The organism is Streptomyces sp. BE303, from assembly GCF_036290945.1.
GTDB lineage: Bacteria > Actinomycetota > Actinomycetes > Streptomycetales > Streptomycetaceae > Kitasatospora.
The window spans coordinates 1-24,075 of sequence record NZ_JAQYWZ010000765.1 but is presented as its reverse complement, the minus strand read 5'-3'; the positions used below and the strand labels follow the sequence as shown (position 1 = coordinate 24,075).

The following is a 24,075-nucleotide window of genomic DNA, read 5'->3' as shown; positions in this document are numbered from 1 at the left end:
GCCGGCCGTCCCCTACTCCTTGCCGAGCAGGGTGACGTCCAGCCGCTCCGCCGCGTAGTCGGCGCGGATCACCTTCTTGTCGAACTTGCCGACCGAGGTCTTCGGCACCGTCCCGACGATCGCCCAGCGCTCGGGCAACTGCCAGGAGGCGATCCGCCCGGCCAGGAACGCCCGCAGCTCCCGGAGACCGGCCGTGGCACCCGGGCGGAGGACCACCGTCGCCAGCGGCCGCTCGCCCCACTTCTCGTCCGGGACTGCCACCACGGCGGCCTCGGCGACCTCGGGGTGGGCCATCAGGTGGTTCTCCAGGTCCACCGAGGAGATCCACTCGCCGCCGGACTTGATCACGTCCTTGGCCCGGTCCGTGAGCGTGAGGTAGCCGTCGGGGGTGATGGTGCCGACGTCACCGGTGCGCAGCCAGCCGTCCTCGGAGAACTTGTCGTCCGGGCGCTCCGGGTCGCTGTCCGCGCCCCCGTAGTACGCCCCTGCGATCCACGGGCCGCGCACCTCCAGCTCGCCCGCCGAGGCGCCGTCGTGCGGCATCCGCTCTCCGCCCGGACCGATCAGCCGTGCCTCGACGGAGGCCGGGAAGACGCCCTGGGTGACCCGGTACGGCCACTCCTCCTCCGGCGTGAGGCCGCCGGGCGGCTGGGCGAAGGAGCCGAGCGGCGAGGTCTCGGTCATGCCCCAGGCATGCACGACCCGGATGCCGTGGCGCTCCTCGTAGCCCTCCATCAGCGCCGGCGGACAGGCCGAGCCGCCGATGACCACCATGCGCAGGCTGGAGGTGTCGTAGTCCCCCGCGTCCAGCTCGTCCAGCAGGCCGCTCCAGATGGTGGGCACGGCGGCGCTGACGGTGGGTCGCACAGCGGCGATCATCTCGGCCATCGGCCGGGGCTGGAGGAACCGGTCCGGCATGAGCAGGCTCGCGCCGGACATGAAGGCGGCGTGCGGGATGCCCCACGCGTTGACGTGGAACATCGGGACCACCGGCAGCGCGACGTCGCGGGGGGTGAAGGCGAAGTTGTCCCCGGTGTTCACCTGGAGACAGTGCAGGTAGACCGAGCGGTGGCTGTAGAGCACGCCCTTCGGGTCACCGGTGGTGCCGGAGGTGTAGCAGAGCACGGCAGCCCGGCGCTCGTCGATGTCCGTCAGCCAGGGGTAGGAGGACGGCCGGCCCGCGATCAGGTCCTCGTACTCGTGCACGGTGCCCGCGAAGCCGTCCAGCACGGACCGGTCGCCGGGCCCGCTGACCACGATGTGCCTGAGCGTCGGGTTGAGGTCCGGGAGGACCGCGGCCAGCAGCGGCAGGACGGTGCCGTTGACGAGGACGACCCGGTCGGCGGCGTGGTTGATGATGAACGACAGCTGGTTCGCCGGCAGCCGCAGGTTGAGCGTGTGCAGCACAGCGCCCATCGCCGGCACCGCCAGGTAGGCCTCCAGGTGCTCCGCGTTGTTCCACATCAGCGTCGCGACCCGGTCGTCCGCCGTCACGCCGAGCTCGTCCCGCAGCGCGCACGCCAGCTGCGCGGCCCGCGCCCCCACCTCCGCGTACGTCCGGACCACCGGACCGGTCCCGTCCCAGGTGGTGACGGTCGAACGCCCGTGGATGGTCGACCCGTGCTCAAGAATCCTGGCGACGGTGAGCGGTACGTCCTGCATCGTGCTGAACACGGGTCCTCCTCGACCTGGGCGGCACTGCGGCGGCTGCTGCCCCTGAGAACCGCCCCCGGCCAGCGGGCCGGCTACTGGGCGGTAACGCGGGCAGCCGAGCCCGATTGTGCCCCGCCGCCTGCCCGATGTCAGTATCCCGACCCCGTTGCCCCGATCACGACTTCGTCCCGGTCCCGCCCGGGCGCTCGCCGCGCCGCCCGGGCGGTCGGCCCGGTACCACAGTCCGGAAGGCCCGGTGGCGCGCGCGGGGCGGGCGGGATACTGGGGGCATGGGTGACGGACGTGGCGAACGACGGGTGGGGCGGGGGCCGGCGGAATTTCGGGTGCCGTGCCCGTGCTGCTCGGGCGGGGTGCGGACGCAGGCGCGGGTCGGGGTCCGGGCGGACCGGACCGGGACGGGGTACATCCCGGAGACCTGCCGCTACTGCCACGGGCAGGGGTGGTTGGCGCTCACGCTGCGGGAGTGAGCGGGGGCGGTCCGGAGACCGCCGACGGGCCTTGCCGGGCGGCGGCGCGGGTCGGGCCGTTGCCGTCGGGCCGTTGCCGTCGACCGTTGCCGTCGACCGTTGCCGTCGGACCGTTGCCGTCGGGCCGCTGTCCGACCCGGGCGGGGCGCGACTGCCGGCCGGTCAGCCGGCCAACGGGGCGTCGACCTGGTTGCGGTCGACGGTGAGCGTCGCGCCGCCGTACGTCTCCTCGACGTTGCCGCGGTACTGGTGGACGCGCTGGTGGTCGGCCCAGAGGTCGGAGGTGAGCGGTCCGCCGCCGACGGTGTCGGCGTGGTCGTCCCAGCGCGCGTACCAGAGGGTGTCGGGCAGCGGGGAGCTACCGGCGCGGGCGGCGGCCGCGAGATCGGCGATGCCGGAGTCGAGGCTGGAATAGAAGCCGGACCGGAACCCCGCCGTGTGCAGGCCCTCGGTCCAGCCGAGGGTGAAGTCGACGACGCCCTGACCGCAGGCCGGGTCGCGCATCGGGTACGCCTCGATGTCCAGGAAGACCGGGCTGCCCTCGCCGATCCCGACCGCCCGGAGTCCCTCGACCGCCTCGGCCGCCTCCTCCCGGCCCTGCTGGACGGCCCGGGCCGGGTCGATCCGCTTCGGCTTGCGCTTGAGCTCGCTGCACGGCGCCTGCAGGCCGACGTGCACGGGCAGGAACCGCCAGCCCATCTCGCGGGCCTGCCGGACCCAGTCCGCGGTGAGCCTCGGCTGGGTGCAGCCGCGCTGCCCGCCGCTGGTGTAGATGCCGAGCGCGCCGTACGGCGAGCTGTCGCGCCAGGCCCGCAGGGTCTCCAGCGGCGGCGCGGTGCAGGCGTCGAAGGCGGCACCGGCGTAGAGGTCCCGGGTGCGGAGGGCCGGCGGCCCGAACCGGTCGGGGAGGACGGTGGGGCGGATGCGGGGGACGGCGGCGGCCGCCGGAGCGGCCTCGTCGGCGCTCGCGCCCGGCCCGCCGGCGGCCAGCAGGAGGACGAGGGAGGCGGCGGCGATGGCCGCAGGGCGGAGATAGCGCACGCCGCCTTGATACTGACGGACCGTCGGGCACGGGCGGCTGCCGCGCCGCACGCGCCCTGGAAGCTCACCCTTTCGGACGCACCCGTCCATATCCGTCCCGATTTTTGTAACGAGCTTGCTGCCCAGTGGCTCCTTACGGCAAACTCGCCAGCATGCCCACGCCCAACCCCACCGGAACCGCCGCCCCGCCGTCGGCCGCAGCCGTCGCCGAGGTCCTTGCCATGCCGCCCGCCCCCGTGGGCGATCCCGCCGGCGAGCGCGGTGGCCGGCGACGAGGCGACGCCCCCGGAGACGGGCTGCCGCCGGACGCACGACCCGGCCGACCGTCCGGCCGACGGTTCCCGAACTTCCTGCGGCGCCCGGAGCGGATCCCGGCGCCGCTCCTCTGTCTGACCGCGATGTTCCTGGTGCAGACCGGGATCGCACTCTCCAAGCCGCTCTTCGGTCCGCTCGGGGTGAGCGGTACGACCTTCCTCCGGCTCAGCTTCGCGGCGGTCGTCCTGCTCGCCGTCACCCGGCCGCAGCTGCGCGGGCGCCACCCGCGCGACCTGGCCGCCGCCGGACTGCTCGGCATGGCCTCCGCAGGGATGACCCTGCTGTTCGCCGGGGCGATCGACCGCCTGCCCATGGGCACCGCCGCGACGATCGAGTTCCTCGGCCCGCTCGCGGTGGCGCTGTTCTTCGCCCGCCGTGCCAGTCACCTGCTCTGGGCGCTGCTCGCGGCCGGCGGGGTGGCGCTGCTGACCCTGCTCGGCGAGGGCGGGGACGGGAGCGGGTCGGGGCTCGACCCGGTCGGTCTGATGTACGCGTTCGGCGCGGCCGCCTGCTACGCCGCGTACATCCTGTTCACCGACAAGGTCGGGGCCGCGTTCCAGGGGTTCCAGGGACTGGCCGTCTCGATGACGGTCGGCGCGCTGGTGGTCGCGCCGTTCGGGCTCGGCGAGGCCTGGGACGGTCTGACCGAACCGGGGGCCTCGCCGCTGATGCTGCTGCTCGCGGTCGCCGGGGTGTCGCTGCTGCTGCCGGTGATCCCGTACGCGCTGGAGATGACGGCACTGCGGAGGATGCCGCAGCGGGTGTTCAGCGTGCTGGTGAGCCTGGAGCCGGCGGTCAGCGCGCTGGTCGGGCTGGTGGTGCTGGGGCAGCTGCTGGGTGCGTCGCAGCTGGCCGGGATCGGTTGCGTGGTGGCCGCGAGCGTCGGGGCCACACTGACCGGCCGGCGCTGAACCGGCGCTGAACCGGCCTGCTTGGACCGGCTTGGTCGGACCTGTCGACGACGGAACGGCCGCCGGGGAGACGGCCGGCGGGCCCGGGGCGCGTACCACTCGGTGCGCGCCCCGGCCCGTTCTCCTACGGCCTTACGGCCTCACGGCGTTGCGGCCCCGAGGCATCGCGGCGCCACGGCCTCACGGCGTCGGGGCGCTACGGCCAGAGCAGGGTGCGGGACCACTCCGGTGTCCGCACCGGCCCGGTCCGCGTGTAGCGGAGGCGGACGTGGTGGCGCTCCGCGTGGCCCTGCCAGAACTCCACCTCGTGCGCCCAGAGCGTGTAGACCGTGTGCCCCGCGGCGACCGCGTCCGGGGTGGCCTCCAGCCGGCGACGGGCGACCGCCACCGCCTCCTCGTACTCGGCCGGCGAGGCCAGCGGCTCGCTCTGGCGACCGACCAGCGCGCCGATCCGGGCGGCCGGGGACCGCGTCGCGAACTCGGCTGCCGCGACCTGGTCGGCAGCCCGCTCGACGGTGCCGCGGACCCGCACCTGGCGGCCCAGCTGCGGCCAGTACACGGTGATCGCGGCGGCCGGGTGGTCGCCGAGCTGGCGGCCCTTCGGGCTGTCCGCGGCGGCGGAGAAGACCCAGCCGGTGCCGGCGGCGTCGATGTCGCGCAGCACCAGGACCCGGGCGTCCGGCATGCCGTCGGCGTCCACGGTGGAGAGCGTGACCACCTGCGGGTCCAGCACCCCCGCGTCGAGCGCGGTCGCGAGCCAGTCGACGAACAGCGGGCCGGGCTCGGCCGGGGCCGCCTCGGCGTCGAAGGTCGGCAGCGGGCGGGTCATCGGCGGACGGCCGAGCAGCAGCTCGGGCACGGACCTGGGCTCGGGCCGGTGTTCCGTCCCCGGCGCCCCGGCCGGGCCCTGGACCGGCTGCGAGGCCGGCTGCGAGGCCCCCTCCGGGGCAGGCTGCGGGTTCTGCCCGCGGCCCGACTCCGGGCCCGGTACCGGCCTGGTCCCGCCCGGACCGGTCAGGCCCTCCTCCTCCGCTGCCATCGCGCCCTTCCTTCCGGTTGCCGCTGCCGCAGTCCCGCAACGGGCGGGCCACCGGGGCCCGGGCGCGCGGGGTGCGCTGTCGGAGCGCAACCGTACCGCCGCACGGTGACGAACCCGGGCGCGGGCCCTGGGATGAGGGCTCCCTCCGGGACACCGTCCCGGGCACAGGGGGCGGGCCGAGTGCTCGACGCACCGGTCCGGACGCGCCCGTGGGCGGCACCGACGTGCGGTGCCGCCCACAGGACCGGTTCGCGGTGACCCTTTCCGCTACCCGGTTACGCATCTCGCGATCTTTTCCGACCGCTTCGCTTCGATTCACTTCACTGTCTGCCTCGAACCCCGCCGCGGATGCTCAGCTCACCCACGACCACCCACCTCCGGCGCCCCCGCCGGCGATGGTTCACGGTCCATCGGCGCTCAGTTGAAGATCGGGGCGAAGACGACGTTGAAGTTCTTGTTGGACTGGCCGGCCAGGATGGCCCCCGAGTTGTCCTTCACCGCGAGGGTGTTGGCCTGGTTCGAGGCCCCGGACCCGGTGGCCGTCGGCTGGTTCGAAACGTAGTTGCCGTCGACCGAGCCGAAGATGTTGCCGGTCCCGATGTTGGACACCACCCCGCTGTTGGACCCGTCGTTGGCGAGCGCGCCGTTGTCGGCGGCGGCGGCACCGGCCCCGGCGAGGAGCAGTCCCGCCGCGAGCGGGGCCGCCACCAGAAGACCTGCCACCTTGCGGGTACGGATGCGAGCCATGAGAGCCTCCAAGAAACGGTAAATCGTGCAATGTGTGCGGGAGTTCGCCGGCCAGACGAACACCTGCGGGCTGCGACGCCGAGGGAAAGACTTCCGCAACAAATCGACAAAGCACTACCTCCCGGCAGGCTTTTCGCCCTTTAGCGTGATATCCAGCAGCCCGGTGCATAACCCGGTCCCAAACGGAAAGCGCGCCGACACACCGCCACCGACCTGCCGCATCGCCCGAACGGTCGGACACGATCGAAGCTCCAGGGGCGGCGCGAAGAGCAGCACACGGAGAACCCGGCGCACAACCCTGGCGCGGAACATCCCTGAACGCGCCCCCTGAAAGTTCGGTCGCGCTACCGTGTCGACATAGTGAGCCATTCTGCGACAGTCTGACAATCCGGTGATTCACCGATCGGCCGGGAATCCGATCAGATCGCTTTACCGGGGTTGAGAATGCCCAACGGGTCGAAGACCGCCTTCAGCTGCCGCTGCAGCTCCCACGCCACCGGACCGAGCTCCCGCGCCAGCCACTCGCGCTTGAGCAGCCCGACCCCGTGCTCCCCGGTGATCGTGCCGCCCAGCTCCAGCCCGAGCGCCATGATCTCGTCGAAGGACCGCTGCGCCCGCGCCGTCTGCTCGGCGTCCGCCGCGTCGAAGATGACGATCGGATGGGTGTTCCCGTCCCCCGCGTGGCTCACCACCCCGATGGTCAGCCCGTGCCGCTCGGCGATCACCGCGACGCCGGCCAGCATCTCGGCCAACCGTGAACGCGGCACCGCCACGTCGTCGATCATCGTGGTGCCCAGCCGGTCCAGGGCGGGCAGCGCAAGGCGGCGGGCCTCCAGCAGCATCTCCGACTCCGCCTGGTCGTCGGCGGGCACCACCTCGGTCGCCCCCGCGGCCCGGCAGAGATCCCCCACGGCGGCCAGGCGGTCCACCCGGTCCGGACCGTCGAAGGCCACCAGCAGCAGCGCCCGGGTCGACTCCGGAAGACCCATCTGCCCCAGCTCGTTGACCGCCCGGACCGACACCGCGTCCATCAGCTCCATCAGCGACGGCGTGAAACCGCGCGCCATCACCGCGCAGACCGCGTCGCACGCCGCGGCCGCGCTCGGGAACTCCGCCGCCAACGCCAACTGCGGCTCGGGCGCCGGTCGCAGCGCCACCACCGCCCGGACCACCACGCCCAGCGTGCCCTCCGAGCCGACCAGCAGCCGGGTCAGGTCGTAGCCGGCGACGCCCTTGGCCGTCCGGCGCCCCGTGGTCAGCAACCGCCCGTCCGCCAGCACCACGTCGAGCCCGAGCACGTACTCGCTCGTCACGCCGTACTTCACGCAGCACAGCCCGCCCGCGCCGGTGCCGATGTTGCCGCCGATCGTGCAGGACTCCCAGCTCGACGGGTCGGGCGGATAGGCGAGCCCCGACTCGGCCGCCGCCCGGGAGAGCTCGGCGTTCACCACACCGGGCTCGACCACCGCGATCCGGTTCACGGGATCGAGCTCCAGGATCCGGTTCATCCTCACCATCGACAGCACGATGCAGCCGTCCACGGCGTTGGCCGCACCGGAGAGCCCCGTCCGCGCCCCCTGCGGGACCACCGGGACACGAAGGGCCGTGGCGGTCCGCATGACGTGCTGCACCTGCTCGACCGTCTCCGGGAAGACCACCACGGCCGGGACACCGGCCTCGCAGAACCCCGCCATGTCGCGGCTGTAGGCGGCCGTCACATCCGGGTCCACCGCCAGCGCTCCGGGAGGGAGACCCTCTGCCAGCCGGTCCGTCAGATCACTCATCGCCGCCTCCGCCCGCGCGGCCCGGGCCTGCCGCACCGGTGCCGCCGCTGTGTCGCTCCGTCAACGTGCCGGCGCCCCGGTCTCCCTCGCCGCCGTCGTGCTGGTGCCGTGCGGGGCAGGGGCAGCACCACGGGCCACCGCTCCGGACCGGCCCTCCGACCGCGTCCGGCTCTCGCACTCTGCCCGGCGCCCGGCCACCCGGCAAGTACGCAGCTCCGAGCCCCACCCGCACGCACCCAAGCACCCAAGCACCCAGGCTCCCAAGCGCCCGGCTACCGGCTACCGCTCAGGACGGCCGGACGGCCGCAGCGCCCTGGAGCCCAGTGCGGCGAGCCCTGCCGCGGCGGTGGCCGACGCACAGAGCACCGTCGGCACCCGGGCGCCGGCCGCGTCGGCGAGCAGGCCGAGAAGGCCGGTCGAGACCACCAGCGCCGCGCTCTGCACGAGCGTCAGCAGTGCCTGCACCCTGGACAGGTGGCCGACCGGCGCGGCGGCCAGGACGAGCGGGCCGAGCCGGCCGGCGAACAGTCCCGACCCCACCCCCGTCACCACCCCGCCCAGCACGGCCACACCGGGGTCCGGCGCCCAGGCCAGCACCGCGACGCCCAGGGCCGCCGCACCGAGCCCGACCCCCGCCACGGCCCCCGGCCCGCCCCCGGACCTCACCCCGGACCGCGCCCCGGACGCGGCCCTCCCCGACCTCCGACGCGAACCGCCCCGGCCCCGACCGCCGCGCAGCGAGAGCAGGACCGCCACGGCGAGCACGCCCGCGCCCTGCCCGCCCGTGACCAGGCCAGCCGCACCGGCACCCCACCCGTGCTCCCGCGCCAGCAGCGGCACGAGCAGCGAGCCCACCGGCAACAGGACCCCCGCCGCCGCCCCGGCGAGCAGCAGCGCCGCCCGCAGCAGCCGGTCCCCCGCCGCCGACCGCACCCCTGCGGCCGCCTCACGCAGCAGCCCGGGAACGACGACGGCTGCCTCCGCCCCACGCTCCCCCGCCCCGCCCTTCGCCGGGGCCGTCTCCGGGGTCGCCGGAGCCACCTCCGCGTCCCCCCTGACCCGCACCCGCAGCAGCACCAGCAGGAGGACCACGAAGCTCACCGCGTCCGCCAGCGCCGCCACCGGCAGCCCACCCACCGCGACCAACGCCCCGCCGATCGGCGCCCCGAGCAACGCGGCCACCTGCCCACCGGCCTGACGCAACGCCAGAGCGCGGGGCAGTTGCCCCGGCTCCACCAGCCGGCGCGGCATCGACCCGCTCGCCGGAAGGTAGAACGCGTCGACCACCCCGACCACCACGGCCGCCACGACCAGCAGCCGGAGCGGTGTGCCCCGACCGCCCGCCGCCACGGCCAGGGTGAGCGTCGCGGCCAGCATCACCGCGTCCCCGGTGAGCATCACCCGGCGTGCGCCCCACCGGTCGGCGACCGCACCGCCCAGCAGGACCAGGACCGTGCGCGACACGGTGATCGCCGTGAGCACCAGGCCGGCCGCGCCGCCGCCGTGCGCGGCCGCGGCCCAGCCCAGGGCGAAGTACAGGGCGGCGTCGCCCAACGCCCCGACCTGGGTACCGGCCAGCCAGAGCAGGTAGGACCCCGGCAGGCCCGGACGGCTCGTGTCGGCGGATCCGCCCCGGTCGGCGGATCCGCTCGGGCTACCCTGGCTGCCGGCTCCGTCGGGCGCGGTCGCACCGGTGATCGTCATGCCGGCCGACGCTAGGACCCTCGACCGGCTTGAGGGCAAGCTCCGACCGGTGCGGCGCCTACGCCCGGCCCACCGGCTCCTGGAGCTCGGTCACCCAACCGGCCGGGTCGTCCGGGCACTCCAGGTAGAGCTCCCGCGCGTACCCGGCCGAGCGGTACCCGTTCTCGTCGATGAACCGCGCCAGCGCCTGGAAGGAACCCAGCGTGTCGTCCATCGAACCGCGGTGCACCACGGTCACCGCTTCCTCGATCTCCGGCAGGTCGACCACCGCGAAGCCGTGCTCCCCGCCCGGCTCCACCGTGGCCCCGACCGGCACGGCCACCCGTACCAGCACCGCCGCCCCGTCCCCGTCCGGGAGGTCCTCGTAGCAGGCGACGGACGGTCCCGTCTCCGCCACTCCGGCCGCCGCCAGCCTGCCGCAGAGCTCCGCGAACAGCGGCCCGACCACCGGCCCGACGTCCTCCGGCTCGTAACTCGCAGCGACCGCCGTCAACTCGGCCACCCGCACCGACGGCACGCGCTTCACCACGACATCGTGCGTGGACATGGTCCCCTCGCTCTCGATCGTCCGGAGCCTCGCCTCGACCCGGGTCAGCCGCTCCGCGTCCGCCGCCATCGCTGCGGCGAGCTCGGCCCGCCGCAGCCGCAGCATCCCGCGCAGCTCGGCCGCGCCCACCTCCTCGTCCAGGACGGCCCGCACCTGCTGCAGCGTGAAGCCGAGGTCCTTGAGGGCGATGACGCGGTTGAGCCGGGCGAGTTGGGCCGCCTCGTAACAGCGGTAGCCACTGACCGGGTCGACCCGGGCCGGGCGTAGCAGCCCGATCGCGTCGTAGTGGCGCAGCATGCGGACCGACACCCGGCCGTGCTTGGCGAAGTCTCCGATGTTGAACATGATGCCTCCAGTGCAGACCCTCACACCGTGTCATGGTCAAGCAGCGGGACTCCGCCCTCCCCGCACTCCTCCCCGCACTCCTCCCGGTCGCCCTCTCGCCGTCGTCGTGTCCGGACCGTCCCCTCCGCTCAGTCCGTGACGTCGAACCCCCGCCGGTCCCCCAGTGCCTGCAGGCTCCGCTGCCCGGGGATCCCGTTCGCGTCGCCGCCCGAGTAGCCGAGGCTGCGCTGGAACGCCGCGTACGCCTGCACCGACCGGGTGCCGAGCGAGCCGTCCACCCAGCGCTGCTCCAGGAACCCCTCGTCGGCCAGAGCCTGTTCGACGATCCGGACCTCGCCGCCGTACGTCTGGTGGCCCTGCTCGGCCCCCGGATCGGTACGCGCCGCCGCCACGACGTGGGCCAGCGAGACGCGCCGCGGCGAGGGCAGCCGGCCGAGCAGCCTGCGCAGCGACCCCTCGCCCGGGACCCCGTCCGCGTCGGGCCCCGACAGGCCCAGACTGTGCTGGAAATCCTGGTAGTTGAGGGTGTCGGCGTCCCGCCAGTCCTGGTCCGGCCCGGACTGGTAGTGCCGTCCGAAGCCCTGCCGGACCAGCGCCTGGCCCACCTCCAGGACGTGCGGCCCGTGCGCCCCGTAGCCGTACTCCAGGCCGTTGAGGGTCACCCGGTACCGGGCCGGGCCGGTGGAATCGGCCCGCGGCGGGGGCACCGGCGCCCCGCCGCCCGCCTCCGCCACGATGCCGGGCAGCACGACCTCGCGGAACTGCCGGGCCCGGACCTCCCCCGGGCAGGCCGTCCCACCGTCCGACCACTCCGGGAACATCCGGTGCACCCCGAACCCGGCGGCGTCCGAGGACGGGCAGGCCCGTAGCGGGATGTCGTGCCGCTGGTGCAGCCATACGCCGAGCGCGATCAGCGCCCTCACCTGCGCGTCCGTCCACGGGTCGGTGCTCCGGTCGTCGCTCGCCGACTCGATGCTCACCGCCCCGGTGCCGTCGGCCCGGCGGTTGGCGCGCATGTTGGCGTCGGCGCGGGTCTCGGTGCCGACGAACTGACCGACCGAGCCGTCGTACCCCACCCCGAAGTGCGACTCCAGGTTGGTCGAGTCCCGCCAGTACTCGTACATCCGCCGCGGCGTCCACGGCGCCGCCACACTGTGGAAGATCACCTGCGTCGGCGTGATCGCCGCCTGCTCGTCCGACTCGGGCTGGAGCTCCATCTTCTCCGCACCGGGGTACCAGGCCATCCGTCTCTCCTCGCCAGGCCCAGGGCAGTCCGCCCCTTGCATCCGGCTAAACGAGACGCACACCCCCACACGAGGACACCTAGGCCCCAAACCCCCCGTTCAGGTGAAACCGGGACAACTCTGCTCCCCTGGGCCCCACCTCCCCCCACCCCCGAAAACACCGAAGGCGGGTGCCGGAAGCTTCCGGCACCCGCCTTGAGCAGGTGGTTTTCTCCAACCAGCGGAGAGCGTGGGATTCGAACCCACGGTACGGGGTCACCGCACGACAGTTTTCAAGACTGTTCCCTTAGGCCGCTCGGGCAGCTCTCCAGGCGGAGGTCAGCCTAACGGGTCCGGCGGGCTTCGGTGCACCGGGTTTCGGGGCGGGGCGGGGTCAGTTGTCGCCGACGCGCTCGGCGAGGGTGACCTTGGTGTTCAGGGTCTGGCCGTTGCGGGTGTACTCGACGTCGACGGTCTCGCCGGGCTTGTGCGTCCAGATCTTGCTGACCAGGGCGGGACCGTTCTCGATCGGGCTGCCGCCGAGCTTGGTGATGACGTCGCCCGGCTTGAGGCCGGCCTTGTCGGCGGCGCCGCCGGGGGTGACGGCCGGGGTGCCCTGGATGTCGCGGGTCTGGATCTGGGCGCCGTCGCCCTTGTAGTCGTCGTTGCGCAGGACGTCGAGCTTCGCGTACACCGGCTTGCCGGTCTTGATCAGGGTCTCGGCGACCCACTTGGCCTGGTTGACCGGGATCGCGAAGCCCAGGCCGATGGAGCCGGCCCGGCCGTTGCTGGAGGCGTTGGACTGGATCGCCGAGTTGATGCCGATCACCGCGCCGCCGGAGTCGAGCAGCGGACCGCCGGAGTTGCCGGGGTTGATGGAGGCGTCGGTCTGCAGGGCGTTCATGTAGGAGGACTGGGCGCCGGTCTCGTCGCCGGAGGCGACCGGGCGGTCCTTGGCGCTGATGATGCCGGTGGTGACCGTGGACTCCAGGCCGTACGGGGCACCGATGGCGATGGTGGAGTCGCCGACGTTGACCTTGTCGGAGTCGGCCAGCGGAAGCGGCGTCAGCTTGCCCTTGGGCGGGCTGTCGAGCTTGATGACGGCGACGTCGTAGCCCTCGGCGCGGCCGAGCACGGACGCGTTGTAGGACGAGCCGTCGGCGAACTTGACGGTCAGTTTGCCGCCGCTGGACGCGGGCGCGACCACGTGGTTGTTGGTGAGGATGTGGCCCTCGGTGTCGAAGACGAAGCCGGTGCCGGTGCCCGACTCGCCGTTACCCTGCGCCTTGATGGTGACGACGCTGGGCAGCGCCTTCTGCGCGATGCCGGCCACCGAACCCGGGGCGGCCTCGTTCTTCTGGGAGTTGTTGGCCTGGACGGTGGTGCTGGTGCGGTCGGCCGCGGCGCTGACGCCCTTGTCGTCACGGTCCGCGACGACGACGCCGACCGCGCCGCCGGCGATGCCCGCGACCAGGGCGACGGCCGCGACCAGGGCGATCAGGCCGCCGCGCTTCTTGCGCGGGCCGCCGGGCGTGGGGGCGCCGGGGTACTCGGACGGGTAGCCGAGCGGGCCGCCGGGGCCACCGGGCGCGCCCGGGCCGCCCGGGGTGATGTCGTGCGCGGCCCAGCCGCCGAGCGGCTGGCCGGCGCCGAACGGGTGGTGCTGGCCGGTCGCGCCGTGGCCCTGCGGCGCGGCCGGGGCGCCGTACGGGTCGTGGGCGGCGAGGGCGGCCGGCGGGACCGGCGTGCCGGGAGCCGGCGTGGCGTACGGGTTGCCGACCGGCGCGGCCGGTGCCACCGGGGCGGCCGGCGCGGGCGGCAGGACCGGCGGCGGGGCGTCGAGGTACCCCGCGTCGGCGGCCGGCGCCGGGGCGGCGGGCGCCGGCTCCGGGGCACTGACCTTGCTGAACGCCAGCGTGGGCGTGAACCCGCCGTTGCCGCCGTCGGCGGCCGGAGCGGCCTGATCGGACGGGGACCGTTCGGCAGCGGGCGTCGCTACGGGGGAGGGGACGGCCGCAGACTGCTGCGCCGGACCGTCAGGACCGGGAACCACCACCCCCTGGCCGCCGGAGGGCTGCTCCCCCTGCGGCCCGGTGGACCCAACCTCGCGCTCGGTGCTCACGGACGACCTCCATAGCTGACAGGACCAACAACCATAGTTTTTCGCACACTCGATTCGATTGCCGTAAGGAGGCTTCTGAAGAAGTCATAAGAATCCTTAGGCCGGCCAGACAAACCCCGGAACATCCGGCCCCGCGGGCCCCCTGCGCGCCGGGTCCGCGCCCGGGCCACAGCCCCTTCGTACCCCCACCGCACTCCCGCCACGTTCCTGCCGCACCCCCGCCGCGCCCCTGCCGCACTCCGTCGGCCCCGGCCCCCGGGCCCCCTGGCCTTGGCGTTCTCCGCCGTGCCGGTTAGCCTGTCGCTCAAAACTGACACGCGGGAGCTTGGACCCACCAGGCTGAGAGTGCGCCGGTCGACCGTACGCCACGGAATCCGCGGGCGGGCGTCGAGGGGGCGCAGACCGCCGGAACCTGTCCGGGTAATGCCGGCGTAGGGAGTATCGGCCATGCCGCCTGCTTCGCCATCCTCGTCCTCGGGTACGCCCGCGTCCAAGGATCTGCCCCCCTCCGGGGACGCCGGGGGCACCGTCCCCGGTTCCCGGGCGGCCGATTCCGGCCGTCCCGCCGGTGCCGCCGGTGCCGCCGTCCTGGACCGCCCCGCGGCACCGGCCGGAGCCCGTGTGGAGGCGCCGCTGGTGCTGGACACCGAGCCGCCGCGCACGCTCCGCTTCCGCGACCACTTCGCGCTCTGGATGAACCTCGGCGTCTCGCTCATCGGCTTCACCACCGCCGCCACCGTGCTCGGGGCGCCGGGCAGCGAGCTGTCGCTGGCCGCCGCCGTGACGGCGATCGTGGCCGGCACCGTGGTCGGCACCGCGATGCTCGGGGTGGCCGCGTTGATCGGCGCCCGCACCGGCGCGCCCGCCATGGCGAACCTGCGCGGGCTGTTCGGGACCCGGCTCTCGTACGTGCCGACGGTGCTCAACATCGTCCAGTGCATCGGCTGGGGCGTGTACGAGCTGCTGGTGATCGCGATGGGCGCGCAGACCGTCGTCGGTACCGGCGGCTACCGCTGGGTCTTCGTCGTGCTGGCCGGTGCCGTCACCACCGCGCTGACCATCTGGCCGCTCGGCGCGATCGCGGTGCTGCGCCGCTTCGTCGCCGCGGCGGTGGCGGTCGCGATGGTGTACTTCACCGTCCAGCTGGGCCGCAACGGCGTGTCCGACCCGGGCGCGGGTAACTGGCACGGCCTCCTGAAGGCGACCGACGCGATGATCGCGGTGTCGATCTCCTTCGTGCCGCTGGCCGCCGACTACACCCGGCACTCGCGCACCCCGCGCTCGGCGTTCTGGGGCAGCTTCTCCGGCTACACCGTGGCGCAGGTCTGGTGCTACGTGCTCGGTCTGTTCGCGCTGCTCCAGGCGGACGGGGACGCCACCCGGATCTTCGACTCCTTCCTCGGCGTCTGGGCCGGCTGGCTGTTCCTGCTGGTGCTGGTGCTCCGCGAGACCGACCAGTCGTTCGCCAACGTGTACTCGACCGCGATGTCGATCCACAACCTGCTGCCGAAGGTCGACCGCCGGGTGCTGACCGGGGGCACCGGGGTGCTCATCACCGTGCTGGCCCTGCAGATCACCGAGTTCACCGACTCGTACTACGCCTTCCTGGGCCTGATCGGCTCGATCTTCGTGCCGATGTTCGCGGTGCTCGTGGTCGACTACTTCCTCGGGGCCGGCCGGCGCGGCTGGAACCTCTCCGCCGACGCGCCGTCCCGCTGGCTGATGCTGCTGCCGTGGGCCCTCGGCTTCGCCACCTACCAGCTGATCGCACCGACCGCGATCGCCACCTGGTGGACCGACTTCTGGACCTCTGTCCAGGAGGCGCTGCACTTCACCCCGCAGGAGTGGACCTCGGCCTCGCTGCTCGGCTTCCTGGTGCCGGCCCTGGTCACCTGGGCGCTCACCCCGCTCTCCCGGAGCAGCGCCCCGGGCACGACGGGCGGCGCGGGCGCCCCCGGCACCGTCGGGCGCTGACCCGCACCGTCGGGCGCTGACCCGCGCCGGGGCTCGCGCACCCGGAACAGCGCGCTCGCCCGCGCTCACCTCCACACCCGAAGACGGCCCCGCAGGTTGGGGCCGTCTTCGCTTTCGTGTCACTTCCGCGGCCTATCGTGGACGGTGTGACCAGCCCAGACCTCTCGCCCGCGACGGCGCGCACCGCGCCGCCTGTCCAGGTGATCGCCCACCGCGGTTCCTCGCACGCCCTGCCCGAGCACACGCTCGCCGCCTACCGCCGGGCGCTCTCCGAGGGCGCGGACGCGCTTGAGTGCGACGTCCGGGTGACCGCCGACGGGCAGCTGGTCTGCGTGCACGACCGCCGGATCGGCCGGGTCTCGGACGGCCGGGGCACCGTCTCCGCGATGACGCTGGCCGAGCTGGAGGCGCACGACTTCGGCGCGTGGAAGACCGGCCGCCCCAGCGACGACCCGGAGCTGCGCGGCGTGCTGCGGCTGGAGAGCCTGCTGGAGCTGGTGACCGACTGCGGGCGCCCGGTGGACCTCGCGATCGAGACCAAGCACCCGGTCCGGTTCCGCGGCCGGGTGGAGTCCGAGCTGCTGCGGACGCTGGACCGCTTCGGAATCGGCGGCGCCGGGGAGAACGGCCGGTCCCGGGCCCGGATCATGAGCTTCTCCTCGTTGGCGCTGGCCCGGGTGGGCGCGGCCGCACCGGAGTACCCGCGGGTGTTCCTGTTCGAACGCGGCCTGGCACTGCGCGGACGGCTGCGCCCGGGTGCGCCGCTGCCGGGCGGCGCGCGGATCGCCGGGCCGGGCATCGAACTGGTGCGGGCCCGGCCGGGGCTGGTGACCAGGCTGCGCGAGCTGGGCCACCAGGTACACGTCTGGACCGTGGACGAACCGGCCGACGTCGAGCTCTGCCTGGAACTCGGAGTGTCCGCGATCATCACCAACCGCCCGGCGGAGGTGCTGGCCCAGCTCGGTCGGTGACGCGCCCGACCGCCCGCGGAAATACCCGGCCCCACCCGACAGGACGGTGCGGTGAACCGTTCAACCACCTGGACCGGTTGATCGTCTTGGTAGGGGCTCAAACCTTCCGACAGCGATTTCTGACGCAATTACGGCACTTTCACGACGCAGCGTGAGCATCGAATCACCTGCCGCGTACCGTCCGTCGCCCGGCTTGAAATGTCCGTGCAGGATCGCCGTCCGGTCGTTTCCGACGTATTGCCAAGGGGCATCCATCCCTCGGCATACGCTGAAGGAGGTCCGGGGGTGGCGTTGATGGTGGCGCGTGAAGTGCCGACTTCATCGACCATGGCAGTGCCGCACGGCCCAGCGAGCGTCGGGGCCGCGCGGCGCCGGCTGCGTCGAGATCTGGGTGACCGGCAGATACCGGAACCGGTCATCGATGATGCTGTTCTGATCCTTTCGGAACTGCTGAGCAACGCGTGTCGTTACGCGCGACCGCTCGGCCCGCTGCCCGCCCTCGGGCGCGGCGCCCGGGCCGAGATCGTCGAGCCGCGACTGGTCGGCGTACCGTTCCGGACCGCCGGGTCGGGCGAGGACCGCTCCCCCGCACCGGGCGGCCCCGGCGGCGGCACCGGGCCCACCGGCGGAGCCGCCGGGCACGGCAACGTCGGGCACGGCAACGTCGGGCACGCAGGCACGGGCGGCGGCGAGGAGGACGGCGGCGTCCTGGTCCGCTGGCAGATGCACGCCGACGGTGTGCTCACGCTGGAGGTCACCGACGGCGGGGCACAGACCCGTCCGTCGCCGGCCAGCCCCTCACTCACCTCGCACGGCGGCCGCGGGCTGGGCATCGTGGACCAGCTGGCCAGCGACTGGGGCGTGCGCGACGCGCCCGGCGAGGTGACGGTGTGGGCGGCCCTGCCCGCCCGGGCCCGCCACGCCAGGCGGACCGGCGGCACACCCCGCAGCGCCTGAGCTCCGTCCCGCGCGGCGCCCGGACGCCGGGCACGGCCCCGGACCGGGCGGACGGGCGCCCCCGCACCCCGGCGTGCGCCCACGCGCCCGGAGAACGTCAGTAGGCTGCCCGGAGCACATCACCACCTCCCCGGGAGAGCCGCACCATGGGCAAGAAGGCCGCCAAGAAGGCGCCGCAGCGCAGCCAGTCCACCCCCGCCGTCACGGGCGAGATCCCCGTGGTCGGGGCCCGCGAGAACTGCCCCTGCGGTTCGGGCCGCCGCTACAAGGCCTGTCACGGCCGCGAGGCCTCGCACGCGGTGCAGGAGCTGGTGCACCGCCCGTTCGAGGGTCTGTCGGGCGAGGCCGACTGGGTGGCGCTGCGCGAGCTGGTACCGGCCGCGACCGTCCCGCTGACGCTCGCCGCCGGCGTGGCCGCCACCGCCAACGGCGAGGTGCCGTCGGTGACACTGGCGACCGTCCTGCCGCTGGCCTGGCCGGCCCTGCGCCGCCAGGACGGTTCGATCCTGCTGGGCCTGCAGACCCAGTCGGGCTCCGGCGACCTGAGCCGTGACCTGGCCGACGCGCTGGAGCTGGCGCTCGCCGCCGAGCCCGGCACCCCCGTGCCGTCCCGCCGGACCGTCCCGGGCGGCCCCCGGCTGCAGGACCTGCTCGACGCGGACGCCCCCTTCGAGCCCGCCGTGCACACCGGCTTCGAGTTCTGGCTGGAGGACGCCGAGACGGCCACCGGCGAGGTGGCCGCCTCCCTGGAGCGTGCCAACGCCTCGGCGATCCCGACCGAGAAGCTCGCCGGCGTCGACTCCGCCTACTGGTGCGGCACTCCGGACAAGAACCACCTGCGCTGGGTGATGACCGTGCCGGAGGAGCAGCTGCTGGACGCACTGGCCCGGCTGACCGCCGCCGACCGGTCCTCGCTCGGTCAGGACACCCGCCTGGTCGGCTCGTTCCGGGCGCACGGCCTGACCGTTCCGGTCTGGGACCTGCCGCTGTCGATGACCGCGGCCGACTGCGAGAAGCCTGCCGCCGAGTTCGCCGAGCGCCTCGCCGAGACGCTGGCCGACCCGTCCCCGCTGACCGCCGAGGAGCGGCGCGCCCGCGCCAACCTGGTGAACCGTCAGGTCACCCTGAACTAAAGGCGAACGGAAGGCGGACGGGGCGCGCGGAGATCCACGTGATACGCGTCACATTGTTCGCCGCGACCCGCAATTTCCGGGCTGCGAGGGCGTCTTGGAAATTGGCGCGGGCGCAGATCCTTGTTACTGTCTAAAGAGTCCGGTCGCTGGTGCATCCCCCGTCGCCAGCGGCCGGATCTTTTGCTTTTCCGGCCGGCCCACCCCGGAACGAGTGGGCCGTGCCCGATCAGTACGTGGGCCGACCGCTGTCCAACTGGACCGCCGCCTCCACCAACTCGCCCAGCAGCGGCCCGACCTGGGGAAGCCAGACGCCACCGTCGGCGCCCTGACGCGGCGGCAGCACCCACCGCACCCGGTCGCCCGCACCGCCGCCCGGCGGCAGCGGCAGGAAGCCTCCGCTCCCGTGGTAGCGCAACGAGCCCGGCACCCAAGGGAGTTGGGCCAGCATTTCGCCGAGTGCGTCGAGCGAGTAGGGGGCGACCAGCATCGCGTACCGGCCCGGCATGGCCATCACCGGTCCGAGTGGCAGCCGGAGCGCGGCGAGGTAGGCGAGCGCGCGGGCCCCGGCCGCAGCCGGCAGGCTGACCGCCGAGACGGTCCGGCCGGTGGCGACCAGCGGCGGCGCGTCCGGACAGCGCTGCTCCCACCACCAACGCACCATCCGGGCATCGGTGGTGGCCGCGAGCAGCGGCGGGTCGTGCGGGTGGACGCCGGGTACGGGGCAGTCCGGGTCACCGCAGGAGCAGTGACCGCCGACGAGCTGCGTGCCGGGGACGACGGGCCAGCGGTACTCGGTGGCGGCCGTCAGGGCCGCAGCCAGCCGGGACGCCCGGGCCGCCGACCGGCTCCTCGGGTTGTCGCGCATGGGGTTGTCGCGCATTGGCACCCGTTCCTTTCCGTGACCGCTCGGTGGCTCCGGACCGCGGGCTCCGGACCGGGCCGCCGGCGCGCGTCCGGGAACGCCGCACCGGCCCGGAAGCGGGCGGCGGGCAGGGCGAACGGCAGGGCGAACGGCGGTGCGGGCGTGGAGCACGCAGTGGAGCAGGATGTGAAAGGGCCGCGGAATAGAACAGCCCTTGGAACGAGAATCCCGTATGCGACCGGATGGACGCCGCCCGGGCGCGGTTGGTTCCACCGTACGAGTGAGTCACTTCCCGCCGGCCCGGCCTGCGGACGGCGAAAGCATACGATCCGGACGGCCGCCGGAGCCGTCCTCACGGTTCTGCCCGCTTCTGGCTGCTCCATGCCCGGACGACGGGGCCGTCGCGCTCGGGCGACAGGGCGGTCACACCCCGTCGCGACCGGCCGCGAGCAGGCCGCCCACCGGGGATCGCGGCCGGTGGAAACGCGGTGGGAGCGCGGCGGGAACCCGGTCCGGGCCCGGCAGGGGCGCGGTCCGGACCTGACGGAACGCGGAGGAGGACCCGCGGGAGAACCAGGGGGAACCGGCCGCAGCGCGGCGCCGCCCGGGAGCGCCCCGGAGGTGACCGGCCGGCGCGCGCACGAACCGAACACGCCCCCGAGCCGGGTCCCCGGGAGCAGGACGAACAGGCCACCGGCCTTGTCATGGCTCTGGACATGCCCCGAATGGCCTGTGTAGAAGTGGTGGCATTGCTGTCGATCAATGACGAGTAGTAGCGAATCGAGGCGAAACGCGCCCTTTTGGCCGTGATCGCTCCAAACGGCCGTCCATGGGAGTTCCGCATGATCCGCGTGACACGTACCACCGCGTCAGGAGTGGCGGCATGACCGAGTCCCACCCAGCGTCGACCTCCTCCGAGCCCGCCGAGCCCGCCGGCGCCAGCGGCCTCTCCCTGCTCGACCCGCCCGGCTTCACCGGCCCGGTGCCCGGCACCGGGGGGCCGGGCGGACCCGGCGGACCCGGCGGACCCGGCGGCGCGGCCGACAGCGATCCCGCCGGCCCGGCCGGCGAGCGGACCGCGTCCGACGGCCGGGCCGCGCCGGACGGGACGGCGACCCCCGACGACCGGACGGCACCCGACGACCGGACCGCGCCCGGCGAGAAGGTCGCGGCGGTCGACGGACGGACCGCGCCCGCGTCCGCGGTGCAGGACCGTTTGGCCGGACAGCTGTCCGATTTCGCCAGCCTGCACGAGCACACCGAACTGCTCGCCCGCGCCCGCGGCGTCGACGCCACCCTCGCCGCCGTCCTGGCCTCCGGCACCGAACTGCTCGGCGCCCGCCGGGCCCTGCTGGTCACCGCGCTGCCCGGTGGCCCCGGCCAGCCGCTCGGCCTCGGCCTGAACCGTGCCAGCCTGGGCTCGCTGGAGACGGTCCCGCCGGACCAGAGCCTGGTCGCCAGGCTGTTGCGCGAGCACGACCGGCCCGCCGAGCTGCAGTCGTACGACCTCGCCCACGACCCAGCCGTCGGCGCCCGGCTCCGCGAGCTGGCCGCCGGCCTCGGCCTCGGCGGCTGCTACGGCCTGCCGCTGGCCACCGAGGAGGACGGCCCGCTGGCCGCCGCCCTCTGGTTCTACGACGAACCCGCCGAACCGACCGACCGCCGGCGCGAGCTGGCCCGCCGCTACTGCGAGGTCGCCGCCCCGCTGCTGGCCAAGCAGCTGGACGCGGAGAAGGTCCGGCGCACCACCGAGGCCCTGCGCCGCGGCCTGCTGCCCGACCGCCTCCCCCAGCCCGCCGGCCTGCGGCTGGCGGCGCGGCTGGTCCCGGCCGGGCTGGACCGCTCCTCCGGCAGCGACTGGTACGACGCCATCCCGCTGCCGGACGGCACGGTCGGCCTCACCGTCGGCTCGGTCTCCGGCGACGGGCCGGGCGCCGGTCCCGGTTCCGCCCCCGGCGCGGCCGCCGCGATGGGCCGGGTCAGGTCCGCGCTGCGGGCGTACGCGGTGCTGGAGGGCGAGGACCCGGTCTCGGTCCTCGGCGACCTCGAACTGCTGCTCAAGACCACCGAGCCGGCCCGCAGCGCCACCGCCGTCTACGCCTGGGTGGAGCCCGAGGAGCGCCGGATCACCCTGGCCGGAGCCGGCCACTGCCCGCCCGTGCTGGTCACCCGGTACGGCGCCGAGTTCGTCGAGACCTCGCTGTCCGCGCCGCTCGGCATGCTCTCCTGCTGGGAGGCGCCCGGCGTCGAGCTGACCGCCGAACGGGGCGACACCCTGGTGCTGTACACCGAGGGCCTGGCCCGCCGGTTCGGCCCGACCCTGCACGCCGGGCAGGCCGGCCTGCGCCGGGCCGCCGCCGACGCGCCCCGTGACGTCCGCACCGACCCGGACCGGATCTGCGCGCACCTGCTGGCGGTCTGCGCCGGACGGGAGGAGGCCGCCCCGGGCTCCCCCGCCCCCGGTCAGGCCACCGACGACCTGCTGCTGCTGGCGGCCCGCTTCGAGTGAGGGCGTCCGGGCCGGTGCACCGGCCCGGAGCACCGGTGCCCCGGGCCGGACCACCGGTGCACCGGGCTTCCGCCGCCTTCCGGACCTTCCGGGGGCCGCCGGACCGGCCGGAACCGAACGGCCTCGAACGACCCCGAACAGTCGAGCGGCCGGGCGTCCGTACCATGGACGCACGGCCGCCCAGGTGTGTCGCGATCCGACACGACCGAAGCGGCACCACGCGCAAGGAGGCGACGTACGTGACCGAGGACCGCACCCCGGCGGTGGCCGAGAACCCCGAGGCCGCCGGCGGCGACGAGCAGCCGCAGCAGTTCAAGGGCCGCAAGAACGGCCTCTACTCCGAGGTCTCCGACGAACTCGCCGCCTCGATGAAGTCCGGCTGGGCCGACACCGAGCTGCACGGCCTGGCCCCGATCGCCCAGGCCCCCTACACCGCCGAGCGCCGCGCCCGGCTCTCCGCCGCCTACCCCGGCGAGCGGCTGATCGTCCCGGCCGGCAACCTGCGGGTGCGCGCCAACGACACCGAGTACAGCTTCCGTGCCGCCAGCGAGTACGTCCACCTCACGGGTGACCAGACCGAGGACGCCGTGCTGGTCGCCGAGCCCACCGGTGACACCGGCCACGCGTTCGGCCTCTACCTGCTGCCCCGCTCCGACCGCGAGAACGGCGAGTTCTGGCTGGACGGCTACGGCGAGCTGTGGGTCGGCCGCCGGCACAGCCTCGCCGAGCAGGAGCAGCTGCTCGGCCTGCCCGCCCGCGACGTCCGCAAGGCCGCCGACGAGCTGGCCGAGCACGCCCGGACCGGCAGCGCCCCGACCCGGATCGTCCGCGGCTACGACGCCGGCCTGGAGGCCGCACTCGCCGACGTGCTGGACGCCGACCGCGACGCCGGGCTCAAGGAGTTCCTGAGCGGCCTGCGGCTGGTCAAGGACGAGTGGGAGATCGGCGAGCTGCGCGCCGCCTGCACCGCCACCGTCAACGGCTTCACCGACTGCGTCCGCGAGCTCGGCCAGGCCGTCGCCACCTCCGAGCGCTGGATCGAGGGCACCTTCTGGCGCCGCGCCCGCGTCGAGGGCAACGACGTCGGCTACGGCTCGATCTGCGCCGCCGGCCCGCACGCCACCACCCTGCACTGGGTCCGCAACGACGGCGACGTCCGCCCCGGCGAGCTGCTGCTGCTCGACGCCGGCGTCGAGACGGCCACCCTCTACACCGCCGACGTCACCCGCACGCTGCCGATCGGCGGCCGCTTCGACGAGCTGCAGCGGAAGATCTACGACGCGGTCTACGACGCGCAGGAGGCCGGCATCGCGGCCGTGAAGCCCGGCGCCCGCTTCCGCGACTTCCACGACGCCTCGCAGCGCGTGCTCGCCGCGCGCCTGCTCGCCTGGGGCCTGCTGGACCCCTCGGTCCACGACGTCGAGAAGGTCCTGGAGCTGGGGCTCCAGCGCCGCTGGACCCTGCACGGCACCGGCCACATGCTCGGCCTGGACGTCCACGACTGCGCCCACTCCCGCACCGAGGAGCACGTCGACGCGCTGCTGGTGCCGGGCATGGTGCTCACCGTCGAGCCCGGCCTCTACTTCCAGCAGGACGACCTGACCGTCCCCGAGGAGTACCGCGGCATCGGCGTCCGGATCGAGGACGACATCCTGGTCACCGCCGACGGCAACGAGAACCTCTCGGCCGGCCTGCCGCGCCGCGCCGGGGACGTCGAGGCGTGGATGGCCTCGCTCGCCTGACCCCGCGG

General features: G+C 74.3%; 17 protein-coding genes and 1 tRNA gene. 7 read left to right on the top strand and 11 right to left on the bottom strand.

Annotated features, from left to right (window positions below):
- Window positions 1–12: 12 nt before the first annotated feature.
- A complete protein-coding gene (locus PUR56_RS22855) occupies window positions 13–1,674 on the bottom strand; it encodes a long-chain fatty acid--CoA ligase (RefSeq protein ID WP_329950288.1) in 1,662 nt (553 codons plus the stop codon).
- 629 nt (window positions 1,675–2,303) lie between these two features.
- Window positions 2,304–3,182: a DUF1906 domain-containing protein gene (locus PUR56_RS22850; protein ID WP_329950287.1), complete on the bottom strand. Its 879-nt coding sequence runs from the start codon at window positions 3,180–3,182 to the stop codon at window positions 2,304–2,306.
- Window positions 3,183–3,334: 152 nt separating this feature from the next.
- On the opposite strand from PUR56_RS22850, the gene PUR56_RS22845 reads away from it, so the two are divergent.
- On the top strand, window positions 3,335–4,408 hold the full coding sequence (locus tag PUR56_RS22845; protein ID WP_329950286.1) for an EamA family transporter: 1,074 nt from the start codon (window positions 3,335–3,337) through the stop codon (window positions 4,406–4,408).
- A gap of 196 nt (window positions 4,409–4,604) precedes the next feature.
- On the opposite strand, the gene PUR56_RS22840 is transcribed toward PUR56_RS22845, so the two are convergent.
- The 8 genes from PUR56_RS22840 to PUR56_RS22805 form a co-directional block, all read right to left on the bottom strand.
- Window positions 4,605–5,447 (bottom strand): pyridoxine/pyridoxamine 5'-phosphate oxidase, encoded by an 843-nt coding sequence (locus tag PUR56_RS22840; RefSeq protein ID WP_329950285.1) that lies wholly within the window; start codon window positions 5,445–5,447, stop codon window positions 4,605–4,607.
- 417 nt (window positions 5,448–5,864) lie between these two features.
- The gene (locus PUR56_RS22835) at window positions 5,865–6,194 is read right to left on the bottom strand and encodes a hypothetical protein (RefSeq protein WP_329950284.1); all 330 of its coding nucleotides are present in this window, start codon (window positions 6,192–6,194) and stop codon (window positions 5,865–5,867) included.
- Window positions 6,195–6,613: 419 nt separating this feature from the next.
- Complete coding sequence (locus PUR56_RS22830) at window positions 6,614–7,978, bottom strand: FAD-binding oxidoreductase (protein ID WP_329950283.1); 1,365 nt, start codon at window positions 7,976–7,978, stop codon at window positions 6,614–6,616.
- Window positions 7,979–8,257: 279 nt separating this feature from the next.
- Window positions 8,258–9,682: an MFS transporter gene (locus PUR56_RS22825; RefSeq protein WP_329950282.1), complete on the bottom strand. Its 1,425-nt coding sequence runs from the start codon at window positions 9,680–9,682 to the stop codon at window positions 8,258–8,260.
- A 58-nt stretch (window positions 9,683–9,740) separates the two neighbouring features.
- Window positions 9,741–10,574 (bottom strand): MerR family transcriptional regulator, encoded by an 834-nt coding sequence (locus PUR56_RS22820; protein ID WP_329950281.1) that lies wholly within the window; start codon window positions 10,572–10,574, stop codon window positions 9,741–9,743.
- Window positions 10,575–10,702: 128 nt separating this feature from the next.
- On the bottom strand, window positions 10,703–11,818 hold the full coding sequence (locus PUR56_RS22815; protein ID WP_329950280.1) for a peptidoglycan-binding protein: 1,116 nt from the start codon (window positions 11,816–11,818) through the stop codon (window positions 10,703–10,705).
- A gap of 221 nt (window positions 11,819–12,039) precedes the next feature.
- A tRNA-Ser gene (locus PUR56_RS22810) sits at window positions 12,040–12,127 on the bottom strand.
- 64 nt (window positions 12,128–12,191) lie between these two features.
- The gene (locus PUR56_RS22805) at window positions 12,192–13,919 is read right to left on the bottom strand and encodes a trypsin-like peptidase domain-containing protein (RefSeq protein ID WP_329950279.1); all 1,728 of its coding nucleotides are present in this window, start codon (window positions 13,917–13,919) and stop codon (window positions 12,192–12,194) included.
- A gap of 621 nt (window positions 13,920–14,540) precedes the next feature.
- Between PUR56_RS22805 and PUR56_RS22800 the strand changes: the two genes are divergently transcribed.
- The 4 genes from PUR56_RS22800 to PUR56_RS22785 all read left to right on the top strand — a co-directional run bounded on the left by PUR56_RS22800 (window position 14,541) and on the right by PUR56_RS22785 (window position 18,954).
- Window positions 14,541–15,893: a purine-cytosine permease family protein gene (locus PUR56_RS22800; RefSeq protein WP_329950278.1), complete on the top strand. Its 1,353-nt coding sequence runs from the start codon at window positions 14,541–14,543 to the stop codon at window positions 15,891–15,893.
- Window positions 15,894–16,039: 146 nt separating this feature from the next.
- Window positions 16,040–16,864, top strand: coding sequence for a glycerophosphodiester phosphodiesterase family protein (locus PUR56_RS22795; RefSeq protein WP_329884910.1), 825 nt, complete (start codon window positions 16,040–16,042; stop codon window positions 16,862–16,864).
- Between the two features lie 327 nt (window positions 16,865–17,191).
- Complete coding sequence (locus PUR56_RS22790) at window positions 17,192–17,821, top strand: ATP-binding protein (RefSeq protein WP_329950277.1); 630 nt, start codon at window positions 17,192–17,194, stop codon at window positions 17,819–17,821.
- Window positions 17,822–17,967: 146 nt separating this feature from the next.
- Window positions 17,968–18,954 carry a DUF5926 family protein gene (locus PUR56_RS22785; RefSeq protein ID WP_329884908.1) on the top strand — a complete coding sequence of 329 codons (987 nt, stop codon included), beginning with the start codon at window positions 17,968–17,970 and terminating at the stop codon, window positions 18,952–18,954.
- Between the two features lie 226 nt (window positions 18,955–19,180).
- Here PUR56_RS22785 and PUR56_RS22780 read toward each other — a convergent pair whose 3' ends face one another.
- Window positions 19,181–19,834: a bifunctional DNA primase/polymerase gene (locus tag PUR56_RS22780; RefSeq protein ID WP_329884907.1), complete on the bottom strand. Its 654-nt coding sequence runs from the start codon at window positions 19,832–19,834 to the stop codon at window positions 19,181–19,183.
- Between the two features lie 865 nt (window positions 19,835–20,699).
- Between PUR56_RS22780 and PUR56_RS22775 the strand changes: the two genes are divergently transcribed.
- Both PUR56_RS22775 and PUR56_RS22770 read left to right on the top strand, forming a co-directional pair.
- On the top strand, window positions 20,700–22,325 hold the full coding sequence (locus PUR56_RS22775; RefSeq protein WP_329950276.1) for a PP2C family protein-serine/threonine phosphatase: 1,626 nt from the start codon (window positions 20,700–20,702) through the stop codon (window positions 22,323–22,325).
- 239 nt (window positions 22,326–22,564) lie between these two features.
- A complete protein-coding gene (locus tag PUR56_RS22770) occupies window positions 22,565–24,067 on the top strand; it encodes an aminopeptidase P family protein (RefSeq protein WP_443034548.1) in 1,503 nt (500 codons plus the stop codon).
- The last annotated feature ends 8 nt before the right edge of the window (window positions 24,068–24,075 follow it).